10 protein-coding genes and 1 pseudogene are annotated in these 14,373 nt (G+C 60.4%); 9 read left to right on the top strand and 2 right to left on the bottom strand.

The genetic code is table 11. The features are described from left to right. The first annotated feature begins 627 nt into the window (after nucleotides 1–627). The 9 genes from BM300_RS29325 to BM300_RS29285 all read left to right on the top strand — a co-directional run bounded on the left by BM300_RS29325 (nucleotide 628) and on the right by BM300_RS29285 (nucleotide 13,270). Nucleotides 628–2,229 (top strand): ABC transporter substrate-binding protein, encoded by a 1,602-nt coding sequence (locus tag BM300_RS29325; RefSeq protein WP_092464677.1) that lies wholly within the window; start codon nucleotides 628–630, stop codon nucleotides 2,227–2,229. A gap of 255 nt (nucleotides 2,230–2,484) precedes the next feature. Next, entirely contained in the window at nucleotides 2,485–4,110 is a 1,626-nt protein-coding gene (locus BM300_RS29320; protein WP_092464675.1) for an ABC transporter substrate-binding protein, read from the top strand. A gap of 379 nt (nucleotides 4,111–4,489) precedes the next feature. Continuing rightward, complete coding sequence (locus tag BM300_RS29315; protein WP_092348319.1) at nucleotides 4,490–6,091, top strand: ABC transporter substrate-binding protein; 1,602 nt, start codon at nucleotides 4,490–4,492, stop codon at nucleotides 6,089–6,091. A 169-nt stretch (nucleotides 6,092–6,260) separates the two neighbouring features. Further along, nucleotides 6,261–7,634 carry an OprD family porin gene (locus BM300_RS29310; RefSeq protein ID WP_092146072.1) on the top strand — a complete coding sequence of 458 codons (1,374 nt, stop codon included), beginning with the start codon at nucleotides 6,261–6,263 and terminating at the stop codon, nucleotides 7,632–7,634. A 75-nt stretch (nucleotides 7,635–7,709) separates the two neighbouring features. Beyond that, on the top strand, nucleotides 7,710–9,305 hold the full coding sequence (locus tag BM300_RS29305; protein WP_092464673.1) for an ABC transporter substrate-binding protein: 1,596 nt from the start codon (nucleotides 7,710–7,712) through the stop codon (nucleotides 9,303–9,305). Between the two features lie 73 nt (nucleotides 9,306–9,378). Then, complete coding sequence (locus tag BM300_RS29300) at nucleotides 9,379–10,389, top strand: ABC transporter permease subunit (RefSeq protein ID WP_063322947.1); 1,011 nt, start codon at nucleotides 9,379–9,381, stop codon at nucleotides 10,387–10,389. A gap of 10 nt (nucleotides 10,390–10,399) precedes the next feature. Continuing rightward, nucleotides 10,400–11,311, top strand: a complete 912-nt coding sequence (locus tag BM300_RS29295) for an ABC transporter permease subunit (RefSeq protein ID WP_063322948.1) — start codon at nucleotides 10,400–10,402, stop codon at nucleotides 11,309–11,311. A gap of 10 nt (nucleotides 11,312–11,321) precedes the next feature. Further along, nucleotides 11,322–12,290, top strand: a complete 969-nt coding sequence (locus BM300_RS29290) for an ABC transporter ATP-binding protein (RefSeq protein ID WP_092146076.1) — start codon at nucleotides 11,322–11,324, stop codon at nucleotides 12,288–12,290. Further along, complete coding sequence (locus BM300_RS29285; RefSeq protein WP_092224268.1) at nucleotides 12,290–13,270, top strand: peptide ABC transporter ATP-binding protein; 981 nt, start codon at nucleotides 12,290–12,292, stop codon at nucleotides 13,268–13,270. Before BM300_RS29290 ends, BM300_RS29285 begins: the two co-directional genes overlap by 1 nt. 225 nt (nucleotides 13,271–13,495) lie before the next feature. On the opposite strand, the gene BM300_RS29280 is transcribed toward BM300_RS29285, so the two are convergent. Both BM300_RS29280 and BM300_RS31500 read right to left on the bottom strand, forming a co-directional pair. Continuing rightward, the gene (locus BM300_RS29280; protein WP_063322960.1) at nucleotides 13,496–13,756 is read right to left on the bottom strand and encodes a hypothetical protein; all 261 of its coding nucleotides are present in this window, start codon (nucleotides 13,754–13,756) and stop codon (nucleotides 13,496–13,498) included. Nucleotides 13,757–14,126: 370 nt separating this feature from the next. Beyond that, nucleotides 14,127–14,373 (bottom strand): annotated as a pseudogene (locus BM300_RS31500) (group II intron reverse transcriptase/maturase); the annotation flags it as partial.

Genomic DNA, 14,373 nt, shown 5'->3' with positions numbered 1-14,373 from the left:
TCCACGTTTTATGGAATGTGGACAGCGACAAATTCGACCACCTTGAAAAGTCAAAATATTTTCCTTAGGTATGAAATGCTCAGATTTCACACTTGGGCTTTCAAGCCGCCTTCGCGGGCGAGACCGCTCCCACAAATTGGATCGGAGTACGACCGTGGGAACCAGGCCGGCTATCAGGCCGCCTCGCGGTGGACGTTGATCTCGGCGCCCCGTTAACCACGCTGGCCGAACGCAGGCATTGTGGAGTGGGCATCCCGGCATGGATGCCGGGATAGCTGCGCTGGGCCATGGATGGCCCTTCGCAGCGGGCCCACGGAGCAATGCCGGAGTGAGGGCATGCCGAGCCTAGGCGAGGCACCGAGTGGTGGGGCTAAAGCGCTTTGGTTACTTTCGCCTGGGCCGGCTTCCGGATTTTCGAAAGTGACCCGCCGTCAGGGCGGAACCCTAAGTAGCCGTTACCGCAGGAATGGATATGTACCCGGTCAACAAAATCCAGGCCGGCTGTCAGGCCGCCTCGTCCAAAAGCGCTATACCCGAACCCAACAGCCCCCCTCACTTTTCGATATTTCCAACACCCCCACCCGCAACGCTACTCTCCTGAAAACCTCACCACCCCCAAGGGATTTCATGGACAGAACCACCTTCAAGCCCCTCCTGCTCACCCTAGCCCTGATCAGCAGCCCCTCAATCGCCCAAGCAGCCACCACCCTGGTCTACTGCTCCGAAGCCAGCCCCGCCGGGTTCGACCCCAGCCAATACACCAGCGGCACCGACTTCGACGCCTCGGCCGAAACCGTCTTCAACCGTCTCACCCAATTCAAGCGCGGCGGCACCGAAGTCGAACCCGGGTTGGCCACCAGTTGGGACGTGTCGCCCGACGGCCTGGTCTACACCTTCCACCTGCGCGAAGGCGTAAAATTCCACACCACCGACTACTTCACCCCCAGCCGCGACTTCGACGCCGACGACGTGCTGTTCACCTTCCAGCGCCTGCTCGACCCACAGCACCCGTTCCGCCAGGCCTACCCCACCGAGTCGCCGTACTTCACCGACATGGGCCTGAACACCACGATCAAAAGCGTCGAGAAAATCGACGAGCACACCGTGCGCTTCAACCTGAACAATGTCGACGCGGCCTTCGTGCAGAACCTGGCGATGAGTTTTGCCTCCGTGCAGTCCGCCGAATACGCGGCGCAGTTGTTGAAGGAAGGCAAGGCCGGCGACCTCAACCAGAAACCCATCGGCACCGGGCCGTTCGTGTTCAAGCGCTACCAGAAGGACTCGCAGATCCGCTACGCCGGCAACACGGCGTACTGGAAACCCGAGGACGTGAAACTCGACAACCTGATTTTTTCCATCACCCCGGACGCCGCCGTGCGCCTGCAAAAGCTCAAGCGCGGCGAATGCCAGGTCAGTGGTTACCCGCGCCCGGCCGACATCGAAGTGATGGAGCAAGACCCGAACCTGCAAGTGCTCAAGCAACCGGGGTTCAACCTGGGTTTCCTGGCCTACAACGTCACGCACCCGCCCCTGGATCAGCTCAAGGTCCGCCAGGCGCTGGACATGGCCATCGACAAGCCGGCGATCATCAAGGCCGTTTACCAAAGTGCCGGGCAACTGGCGAAAAACGCCTTGCCACCGGCCCAATGGTCGTTCGATCCCAATATCAAGGACGCGCCCCATGACGTGACCAAGGCCAAGGCGCTACTCAAGGAGTCCGGAGTTGCGCCCGGTACAACCATCGATTTATGGGCGATGACGGTGCAGCGCGCCTCCAACCCCAATGCGCGAATGTCTGCGCAGATGATCCAGCAGGACTGGGCCAAGATTGGCATCAAAGCCAACATCGTCAGCTATGAATGGGGCGAATACATCAAGCGCGCAAAAAATGGCGAACATGACGCAATGATTTACGGCTGGACCGGCGACAACGGCGACCCGGACAACTGGCTGGGTGTGCTGTACAGCTGCGCGGCGGTCAAGGGCAGTAACTACGCCAAGTGGTGCGACCCGGCGTATGACCAACTGATCCAGCAGGCCAAAGTCTCGACCGACCGCCAGCAACGGATCGATTTATACCGGCAAGCGCAGAAAATCCTCAAGCAACAGGTGCCGATCACGCCCATCGCTAACTCCACGGTCTTCCAGCCAGTAAACAGGAAAGTGGTGGATTTCAAACTCAGCCCATTCGGCCTGACACCCTTCTACGGCGTGGGTTTGACGAAGTAACACCCGAGCCAAACCGGTGCGCCGCGGCTGCGCGACGCACCGACAAAGGGCGATTTTGGCGCCAAAAAAACACCCGCAAACGGTCAACTGCGTCAGAAGTTACACGAATGCGACATTAAGGTACGTTCGTGCCACTGTTTCAGACTTGCAACCGCTCTGGATCTTGCATTGGGTATGGGGCCTGCATAAGTATCCGCAGGACGACTCACGAGGTCGCCCTCAAATCCAAAAATGACAACAAATCATGAGGCCAACATGCTTAAACAAGCGGTCATTCCGTTTTTAGTCGGCGCGAGCTTATTAGCCAGCGCACCTTTCGCCCAAGCCGCGACTAACCTGGTGTTCTGCTCCGAAGGGAGCCCGGCCGGTTTTGACCCGGGTCAGTACACCACCGGAACCGACTTCGACGCCTCCGCAGAGACCATGTTCAACCGCCTGACCCAGTTCGAACGCGGCGGCACCGCTGTGATTCCTGGCCTGGCGACCAAGTGGGATATTTCCGACGACGGCCTGACCTACACCTTCCACCTGCGTGAAGGCGTCAAGTTCCACACCACCCCGTACTTCAAGCCGACCCGCGAATTCAACGCCGACGACGTGCTGTTCACCTTCAATCGCATGATCAACAAGGACGATCCGTTCCGTAAGGCGTACCCGACCGAATTCCCGTACTTCACCGACATGGGGATGGACACCAACATCACCCAGATCGATAAAGTCGACGACCACACCGTCAAGTTCACCCTCAAGGATGTCGACGCCGCGTTCATCCAGAACATGGCCATGAGCTTCGCCTCGATCCAGTCCGCCGAATACGCCGCCCAGTTGCTCAAGGAAGGCAAGGCCCCCGACATCAACCAGAAGCCGGTCGGCACTGGCCCGTTCGTGTTCAAGAGCTACCAGAAAGACTCCAACATCCGCTACACCGGGAACAAGGACTACTGGAAGCCTGACGACGTGAAGATCGACAACCTGATCTTCGCCATCACCACCGACCCGTCGGTGCGCATGCAGAAGCTGAAGAAGAACGAGTGTCAGATCACCCTCTTCCCACGTCCGGCCGACCTCAAGGCGCTGAAGGAAGACAAGGCACTGAAGATGCCTGACCAGGCTGGCTTCAACCTGGGCTACATCGCCTATAACGTGATGGACAAGATCAAGGGCAGCAACGAGCCGAACGTGCTGGCCAACCTGAAAGTCCGCCAGGCGCTGGACATGGCGGTCAACAAGTCACAGATCATTGACTCCGTCTACCAGGGCGCCGGCCAGCTGGCGGTCAACGCCATGCCGCCGACCCAATGGTCCTACGACACCACCATCAAGGACGCCAAGTACGACCCTGAGAAAGCCAAGGAGCTGCTCAAGGAGGCCGGCGTCAAGGAAGGCACCAACATCACCCTGTGGGCGATGCCGGTCCAGCGTCCGTACAACCCGAACGCCAAGCTGATGGCCGAGATGCTGCAGTCCGACTGGAAGAAAATCGGCCTGAACGTCAACATCGTCAGCTACGAATGGGGCGAGTACATCAAGCGCTCCAAGGGCGGCGAGAACCAGGCGATGATCATCGGCTGGAGCGGTGACAACGGTGACCCGGACAACTGGCTCAACGTGCTGTTCGGCTGCGACTCGCTGGCCGGCAACAACTTCTCCAAATGGTGCGACAAGAAATTCGACGGTCTGGTCAAGGAAGCCAAGCGCACCACCGACCAGGCCAAGCGCACCGAACTGTACAAACAGGCACAACACGTCCTCAAGGATGCCGTGCCCATGACACCTATCGCTCACTCGACGGTGTATCAACCCATGCGCGCCAACGTGCAGGACTTCAAGATCAGCCCATTTGGCTTGAACTCCTTCTACGGCGTCAGCGTCAGCAAATAAGGTGACCCGTGGCGAGGGAGCTTGCTCCCGCTGGGCTGCGTAGCAGCCCCTTTTGCAAGCGCGATGGCAATGTACCCACAACGCCATCGCGAGCAGGACTCGCTCCCACGGCATGCCGTTGCTTTAAGCCAAGACTCAGGAAATCGCCTACATCCAAAAGCACTGCATACCACAGCAGTTGGTTTAGGACGTATCGCCTTTTCCCACAAGTCTTTCAGGCATTACGCATTTACCGCCTGGCCCACGACTCCTACCGTCGGGGCCTGGACGGCTTGCTGATCCTGCGACATCGCGACGCAATGGAATGAGCTCAGTGTTCCGGGTCCCCGGAAGGACAGCGGTTCACTGTTAAAACACCCCGAACGAGAGAGGGAGCGTCATGCGCCATACCTTGGTTTTATCCGCATTGCTGGGCACCGGCCTGTTGGCCGCCACATCCGCTGCCCAGGCCGCTGGCGGCAGCCTGGTATTCTGTTCCGAAGGCAGCCCTGCCGGTTTCGACACCGCGCAATACACCACGGCCACCGACAACGATGCCGCCGAACCGCTGTACAACCGCCTGGCCGAGTTTGAAAAAGGCGCGACCAATGTCGTCCCCGGCCTGGCAACCAGCTGGGACATTTCCGAAGACGGCTTGAAGTACACCTTCCACCTGCGCGAAGGGGTGAAATTTCACACCACCGACTACTTCACGCCGACCCGGGAGTTCAACGCCGACGACGTCCTGTTCACCTTCAACCGCATGCTCGATCCGCAGCATCCGTTCCGCAAGGCCTACCCCACCGAGTTCCCGTACTTCAACGGCATGAGCCTGAACAAGAACATCGCCAAGGTGGAAGCGACCGGGCCGTTGACCGTGGTCATGACCCTCAACAGCGTGGACGCCGCGTTCATCCAGAACATCGCCATGAGTTTTGCCGCGATCCTCTCGGCCGAATACGCCGACCAACTGCTCAAGAACGGCAAGCCGAGCGACATCAACCAGAAGCCGATCGGCACCGGGCCGTTCGAGTTCAAGAGCTACCAGAAAGACTCCAACATCCGCTACGTCGCCAACCAGCAGTACTGGGCGCCGGAGCGGGTCAAGCTGAACAACCTGATCTTCTCCATCAACACCGACGCCTCGGTGCGGGTGCAGAAGCTCAAGGCCAACGAATGCCAGGTCACCCTGCATCCGCGTCCGGCCGACGTACCAGCCTTGAAGAACGACCCCAAGTTGCAACTGATCGAGAAGCCCGGTTTCAACCTCGGCTACATCGCCTATAACACCCGCCACAAGCCGTTCGACCAGGTCGAAGTGCGCCAGGCACTGGACATGGCGGTAAACAAGCAAGGCATTCTCAACGCCGTGTACCAGGGCGCGGGGCAACTGGCGCAGAACGCTATGCCGCCGACCCAATGGTCCTACGATGACACCATCAAGGACGCTCCCTACAACCCGGAAAAAGCCAAGGAATTGCTCAAGGCCGCCGGGGTCAAGGAAGGCACCGAAATCACCCTCTGGGCCATGCCCGTGCAGCGCCCGTACAACCCCAACGCCAAGTTGATGGCCGAGATGCTCCAGGCCGACTGGGCCAAGATCGGCCTGAAGGTGAAGATCGTCAGCTACGAATGGGGCGAGTACATCAAGCGCACCAAGAACGGCGAGCATGACGTCAGCCTGATCGGTTGGACCGGCGACAACGGTGATCCGGACAACTGGCTGGGCACGCTGTACAGCTGCGATGCCATTGGCGGCAACAACTACTCCATGTGGTGCGACCAGGATTACGACAAGCTGATCAAGCAGGCCAAGGTCGTCACCGACCGCGACCAGCGCACCGTGCTCTACAAACAGGCCCAGCAGTTGCTCAAGCAGCAAGTGCCGATCACCCCTGTTGCCCATTCGACGGTCAACCAGCCGCTGAGTGCCAAAGTCGAAGGGTTCAAAGTCAGCCCCTTCGGTCGCAATGTCTTTTCGGGCGTCAGCCTGAACCCATAACCGTTAGCCACACAGCGCGGGCTTCCTTTGGAAGCCCCGTGCCGACGTCTTGCCGCAATTTGCCGATCAGGCGCCAAGCAAACGTTTGCAAGCTGTGAATGAGTTGTAAACCGATAGCCGGATCACCCAAAAAGACCGGCATAAAAAAGCAAGAAAAGGAGCGTTACGGATGAAATTGAGCAGCACCGCGATACTGGCCTTGGCCATCAGCAGCGTTACCGCGACGGCGTATGCAGAGCAACAAAGCCAGGCTTTCGTACCGACCGAACTGGCAAGCACCAGCGCCCAATCCGAAGCCAAGGGTTTTCTCGATGGCCAAAGCCTGGGGGGCACCACGCGCAACTGGTACGCCAATGAACTCCTCAAGCGAGGTAACTTCAGCTATCAGAAGCACGGTGAGACACGCCCCACCGATCGCCGCATCAACTGGGTGCAAGGCACTATTGTCAACTACACCTCGGGGTTCACTCAGGGCACCGTAGGTTTCAGCACCGAAGTCGCGGCTTACAACGCGGTGGTACTGGACCGTAGCCGCAAAGACATTGCCAACGGCGGCAACCGTACGCTGGCGGAGAACAACGGTGATGCCGTGGATCAGTGGAGCAAACTGGGCCTGGCCAACATCAAGGCTCGTGTATCCAACACCACCCTGACCGCCGGACGCCAAAACTTCAGCACGCCAATTGTCGATGTCATCGGCAACCGCGCACTGCCCTCAAGCTTCGAAGGTGTGAGCCTGCATAGCGAAGAGTTCAGCAATCTGTCGTTCGATGCCGGCGTGTTTGATCGCGTATCGCCGCGTACCGAACAGAGCCTGTCGAAATTCCGCTCCGAGTACACCGACAACAAGGCCGAAACCGACAAGGTCAGCGTCGTCGGCCTGAACTATCAGCCGCTCGAGAGCCTGAAGACCAGCCTGTACGCCTCTAAGGTCGAAGACTTCTGGAACCAGTACTATTTCGGCGCCACCCACGAACTGGGAGACGCTTCAGTGTTAGCGTTGACCACCGGCTTGAACTATTACAAGACCGTGGACGAAGGCAAAAAAGAGATGGGTGAGATCGACAACGACACCTTCTCCCTGTCGCTGGGCCTGACCCATCAGGCCCATAGCCTGACCTTCTCCTACCAGGCCGTGAACGGTAACGAATACTTCGACTACCTGCACGAGACCAACGGCATCTACCTGGCCAACTCCCTGCTGTCTGACTTCAACGGCCCGAACGAAAAATCCTTCCAGATCGCCTACGGCATCAACATGGCGGAATACGGCGTACCGGGGCTGAAGTTCAACATTTACCGTGCTCGCGGTTGGGGCATCGACGGCACCCATTACACGGGTACCGCCTATGACGTTCGCGGCCTGGACGATGAGAATCACTACGAAACCGGCGTGGGCGCTTCCTACGCGGTACAGAGCGGTCCTTTGAAGGCCACGGCGATTCGTGCGACCTACACTGAGCACCGCTCCAGCCGCAACCAGCTCGACGGCAGCATCAACGAGTTCCGTCTGGTCACCACCATCCCGTTCAACATTCTCTAAACTGCCACCGGGCGGTCGACTCACAAGGTTGACCGCCCGGTCTTTTGCCATTGACCCGATTGCAGAGGATTGACGATGAACATGAACCCCCTACGCGCCGCCATCGCCGCCGCATTGCTGAGCGTCGCCGTTGGCGCCACGGCCAAACCCCTGGTGGTTTGCACAGAAGCCAGCCCGGAAGGCTTCGACATGGTCCAATACACGACTGCAGTCACCGCCGACGCCGTGGCGGAAACCATTTTCAATCGCCTGGCCGATTTCAAGCCCGGCACCACCGAAGTGATTCCGGCCCTGGCCGAATCCTGGGACATCAGTGACGATGGCCTGACGTACACCTTCCACCTGCGCAAGGGCGTCAAGTTCCACACCACCGAATACTTCAAGCCGACCCGCGACATGAACGCCGACGATGTGGTCTGGAGCTTCCAGCGCCAGCTGGACCCGAATCACCCGTGGCACAAACTGTCGAGCGTGGGCTTCCCTTACTTTGAGAGCATGGGCTTCAAGGAACTGCTCAAAAGCGTGGAGAAAGTCGACGAACACACGGTCAAGTTCAGCCTGACCCGCCGCGAAGCGCCGTTCCTGGCCGACATCGCCATGGCCTTCTCCTCGATCTACCCGGCCGAATACGCCGACCAGTTGCTCAAGGCCGGCAAGGCCGGCGATCTCAACAGCAAGCCAGTCGGCACCGGCCCGTTCGTCTTCCAGCGCTACAACAAGGACGCCCAGGTTCGCTTCAAGGCCAACCCGGACTACTTCCGTGGCAAGCCGCCAGCCGATGCGCTGGTATTGGCCATCGCCACCGACAACAACGTGCGCATGCAGAAACTCAAGACCAACGAGTGCCAGATCGCGCTGTACCCCAAGCCCGACGACATCCCCAGCATCAAGAAAGACCCGAACCTGAAGGTCACCGAGCTGGACGCGATGACCGTTTCCTACACGGCCCTGAACACCAGCCACAAATACATGAGCGACGTGCGGGTGCGCAAAGCCATCGACCTGGCCTTCGACAAGGAAGCCTACGTCAACGCGCTGTTCGGCAAGGGCAACGCCACCGTGGCGGTCAACCCGTACCCACCGACACTGCTGGGCTTCAACCACAATCTGAAGAATCCGACCCGCGATCTGGACAAAGCCCGCCAGTTGCTCAAGGAAGCCGGCGTGCCGGAAGGCACCGTGTTCACCCTGTTCACCCGCAACGGCGGCGGCCCGACCAACCCCAACCCGATGCTCGGCGCGCAGATGATGCAGGCCGACCTGGCCAAGGTCGGGATCAAGGTCGACATCCGCGTGATGGAATGGGGCGAAATGCTCAAGCGCGCGAAAAACGGCGAGCACGACATGGTGTCCGCCGGATGGGCGGGCGACAACGGCGACCCGGATAACTTCCTGACGCCTATGCTCAGTTGCGAGGCCGCCAAGAACGGCGAAAACTACGCGCGCTGGTGCAACGAGAAATTCCAGGCGCTGATCGACCAGGCCCGCGCCACCGTGAACCCCGAGGAGCGCGCGAAGCTCTATGAACAGGCCCAGGTGATTTTCAACCAGGACCAACCGTGGATCAGCATGGCCCACACCCGCATGTTCACGGCAATGCGCAACAACGTAGAGGGTTATGTGATTAGCCCGCTCACCACCAACAACTTCGCCACCACCCAGGTGAAGTAGATAAGAAAACGCCCGGCATCCTTTATCGAGGGATGCCGGGCACGCCTAACCGGCTGATGAGGTACACCTGAAGATGTTTAGTTTTATTGCCCGCCGACTGGGATTGTTGATCCCCACGTTCTTCGGCATCACCTTGCTGACCTTCGCGTTGATTCGCATGATCCCCGGCGACCCCGTGGAAGTGATGATGGGCGAACGTCGGGTCGATCCCGAAATGCATGCTCAGGCAATGGAACGCCTTGGCCTCAATAAACCGCTGTATGCCCAGTACCTGGACTACATCGGCAAACTGGCCCAGGGCGATCTCGGCGAATCGCTGCGTACCCGTGAAAGCGTATGGACCGAGTTCAGCTCCCTGTTTCCCGCGACCCTGGAACTGTCCATGGCCGCCCTGTTGTTCGCCGGTATCCTGGGCCTGCTGGCCGGGGTGATCGCGGCACTCAAGCGAGGATCCCTGTTCGACCATGGGGTAATGGGCGTCTCCCTGGCGGGTTACTCGATGCCAATCTTCTGGTGGGGCCTGATCCTGATCATGTTCTTCTCGGTGTCCCTGGGCTGGACCCCGGTGTCCGGGCGGATCGACCTGCTCTACGACATCGAGCCGAAAACCGGCTTCATGCTGATCGACACGCTGTTGGCCGACGAGCCAGGCGCGTTCCTCGATGCCCTGCACCACCTGATCCTGCCGGCCATCGTGCTGGGCACCATTCCGCTGGCGGTGATCGCCCGCATGACCCGCTCCTCGATGCTCGAAGTGCTGCGCGAAGACTACATCCGCACCGCCAAGGCCAAAGGCCTGTCGCCGTCGCGCGTGGTGTTCGTGCATGGCCTGCGCAATGCGCTGATCCCGGTGCTGACCGTGGTCGGCCTGCAGGTCGGCACGCTGCTGGCCGGTGCGGTCCTGACCGAAACGATCTTCTCCTGGCCGGGCATCGGCAAGTGGCTGATCGAAGCCATCGGCGCCCGGGACTATCCCGTGGTGCAGAACGGCATCCTGTTAATCGCCTGCCTGGTGATTCTGGTCAACTTCGTCGTGGACATCCTCTACGGCTTTGCCAACCCACGCATCCGTCACCAGCGCTGAGATCAAAACCATGAGTACTCCAACTACCGCGGTAGCAGTCGATCAAAGCCTGCTGTACCCATCCCCGTACAAAGAATTCTGGCACGCGTTTTCCCGCAACAAGGGCGCCGTGGCCGGGTTGCTGTTCATGATCCTGATCGTGTTCTGCGCGCTCTTCGCGCCGTGGGTCGCGCCTCACGACCCGAGCGAGCAGTACCGCGACTTTCTGCTGACGCCGCCGGCCTGGCTTGAAGGCGGGCAGATCCAGTTCCTGCTGGGCACCGACGAACTGGGCCGCGATTTGCTGTCACGGCTGATCCAGGGTTCGCGCCTGTCGCTGCTGATCGGCTTGTCGTCGGTGGTGATGTCGCTGATCCCGGGCATCCTGCTGGGGCTGTTCGCCGGGTTCTTCCCGCGCATCCTCGGCCCGACCATCATGCGCCTGATGGACATCATGCTGGCCCTGCCTTCGCTGCTGCTGGCCGTGGCGATTGTCGCCATCCTCGGCCCTGGCCTGATCAACACCGTGATCGCCATCGCCATCGTCTCGCTGCCGTCCTACGTGCGCCTGACCCGCGCCGCGGTGATGGGTGAGCTGAACCGTGACTACGTGACCGCCGCCCGCCTGGCCGGTGCCGGCCTGCCGCGCCTGATGTTCATCACCGTGCTGCCCAACTGCATGGCACCGCTGATCGTCCAGGCGACCCTGAGCTTTTCCTCGGCGATCCTCGACGCCGCCGCCCTGGGTTTCCTCGGCCTGGGCGTGCAGCCGCCGACCCCTGAGTGGGGCACCATGCTGGCCTCGGCCCGCGACTACATCGAACGCGCCTGGTGGGTGGTGAGCCTGCCTGGCTTGACCATTTTGCTCAGCGTGCTGGCAATCAACCTGATGGGCGACGGTTTGCGCGATGCGCTGGACCCGAAACTCAAGAATGCCGCCTGAGGAGATTCCCATGTCACTGCTAGAAATCAAGAATCTCAACGTTCGCTTCGGCGACGCCACCGCCGTCCCGGTGGTCGACGGCCTCGACCTGACCGTGGAAAAAGGCGAAGTGCTGGCCATCGTCGGCGAATCGGGCTCGGGTAAATCCGTGACCATGATGGCGCTGATGGGCCTGATCGAGCACCCCGGCATCGTCACCGCCGACGCGCTGAACTTCGACGGCAAGAACATGCTCAAGCTGAGCAACCGCCAGCGCCGGCAGATCGTCGGCAAGGACTTGGCGATGGTCTTCCAGGACCCGATGACCGCGCTCAACCCCAGCTACACCGTGGGCTTCCAGATCGAAGAAGTGCTGCGCCTGCACCTGAAGATGTCCGGCAAGGCCGCCCGCAAGCGCGCCATCGAACTGCTGGAAAAAGTCGAGATCCCCGGCGCTGCCAGCCGCATGGACGCCTACCCGCACCAACTGTCCGGCGGCATGAGCCAGCGCGTGGCGATTGCCATGGCGATTGCCGGCGAGCCGAAACTGTTGATCGCCGACGAACCGACCACTGCCCTGGACGTGACCATCCAGGCGCAGATCATGGACCTGCTGCTGGCCCTGCAAAAAGAACAGGACATGGGCCTGGTGCTGATCACCCATGACCTGGCCGTGGTCGCCGAAACCGCCCAGCGCGTGTGCGTGATGTACGCCGGCCAGGCCGTGGAAGTGGGCAAGGTGCCCGAGCTGTTCGACATTCCGGCCCACCCGTACAGCGAAGCACTGCTGGCGGCGATTCCGGAGCACAGCATGGGCGCCGAGCGCCTGGCGACGCTGCCGGGCATCGTGCCCGGTCGCTACGACCGTCCGCAGGGTTGTCTGCTGTCGCCGCGCTGCCCGTACGTGCAGGACAACTGCCGCGTACAACGCCCCGCCCTTGACCCGAAAACCGCCAGCCTCGCCCGCTGCTTCTACCCGTTGAACCAGGAGGTGGCGTGATGGCCGTCGTACTTACCGCCCGTGACCTGACCCGTCATTACGAAGTGTCCCGCGGCATGTTCAAGGGCCATGCGACCGTTCGCGCCCTCAATGGCGTGTCGTTCGAATTGGAGGCCGGCAAGACCCTGGCCGTGGTGGGTGAATCCGGTTGCGGCAAATCCACCCTGGCCCGGGCCCTGACGCTGATCGAGGAACCGTCCGCCGGCTCCCTGAAAATCGCCGGCCAGGAAGTCGCCGGCGCCAACAAGGCCGAACGCAAGCAACTGCGCAAAGATGTACAGATGGTATTCCAGAGCCCTTACGCCTCGCTCAACCCACGGCAGAAGATCGGTGATCAACTGGCCGAGCCGTTGTTGATCAATACCAAGCTGTCAGCGACTGAGCGGCGCGAAAAAGTCCAGGCGATGATGAAGCAGGTGGGCTTGCGTCCTGAGCATTACCAGCGCTACCCGCACATGTTCTCCGGCGGCCAGCGCCAGCGCATCGCCCTGGCCCGCGCCATGATGCTGCAACCCAAGGTGCTGGTGGCGGACGAACCGACGTCGGCGTTGGACGTGTCGATCCAGGCCCAGGTGCTCAACCTGTTCATGGATTTGCAGCAGGAGTTCAACACCGCCTACGTGTTCATTTCCCACAACCTGGCGGTGGTACAGCACGTGGCCGACGACGTGATGGTGATGTACCTCGGTCGTCCGGTGGAAATGGGCCCCAACGAGTCCATCTACAGCCGCCCGCTGCACCCATACACCCAGGCGCTGCTGTCGGCCACCCCGACCATCCACCCGGACCCGAACAAGCCGAAGATCAAGATCGTCGGCGAACTGCCCAACCCGCTCAACCCACCGTCCGGCTGCGCCTTCCACAAGCGCTGCCCGTACGCCACCGAGCGCTGCAAGACCGAAGAACCGGCGTTGCGGCCACTCGATAACCGCCTGGTGGCGTGTCACTACGCCGAGCGGTTCCTCGACGGCGCGGCGTAAGGCAAAAGGCAAAAGGCAAATAGAGCACTTGTGGCGAGGGAGCTTGCTCCCGCTGGGCCGCGAAGCGGACCCTCTTTTTTGGGCCTGCTGCGCAGTCCAGCGGGAGCAAGCTCCCTCGCCACAGGGGTAAGTCTTCGCTTTGGATTATGCGCCCTGCATGAAAAACCCCTCCAGCCCAAACTGAGTCTCAGTTGGGGCTGGAGGGGTTTTCTTCAGGTCAGAGATCTACGTCTGGCTATCGCTCTCTTCACCCTCTTCATCCTCATCACCGTCCGGCGGATCGACGGGCGAACCATCATCATCCTCACCATCGTCCGGATCACCGGCGTCCGCATCGGTCGCGGCAAGCATCAACTCACCCTGAACTACCGAGCCACTCGACGCGTGCTGCTCATGCTCATCACATTCAGCCCATGCCGCGGTAGACCCCAGGGACAGCATCACCAAAACCTTCAGCAAAAACATCATGCGTAGAAACATGTTCATAGCCAATTCCTTCTTTTCCGGATGAAGCCGGGGCCTGACGGCGCTCAAGAAAATCTAGTTCTGAACAGGCCGGTTCACCAGATAGGACGCTCGATAACCGTTAGAAATGCCACAACGCGACAGATTGGTTTCGAATAAGTGTTATCTCCAAACCAACTAACACCCAACATTCCATGCGGGAGCGGGCTTGCTCGCGAAGAGGCCGGCACATTTAACATCCTGGCATGATGACCCACCGCTATCGCGAGCAAGCTCGTTCCCACAAGTGAGTGGCTTATGGACGAGACCCGGAGGATCGAGTAGGAGGCGGATTTGCATCCGCCGTCCTCTCACACCACCGTACGTACGGTTCCGTATACGGCGGTTCAGGTTATGCAGATAAGCCGTTGATCGTGTCCAGTATCGAGACCAGTCCGAGTTGGTTCCACAGTTTCTTCGGCAGCGCCTGATTCATATGCGACGCCCCCGAGTTCCACCATGGGCCGCGGCCATTCGACGTTGACTTGCAGGCACGAGCTTCGCCAAGCCCCAAGCGCATTAAGTTGCGCGCCCTCGTCGAGGGCTGCTTCCATTGGCGCCAGATGGCACACCGAAGCTTACGTCGCACCCATCCGTCC

Origin of the sequence: Pseudomonas sp. NFACC46-3, from assembly GCF_900114515.1 — a bacterium.
GTDB classification, from domain to species: domain Bacteria; phylum Pseudomonadota; class Gammaproteobacteria; order Pseudomonadales; family Pseudomonadaceae; genus Aquipseudomonas; species Aquipseudomonas fluorescens_Q.
The sequence above is the reverse complement of the archived record's forward strand: the minus strand, read 5'-3'. Positions and strand labels throughout refer to the sequence as shown.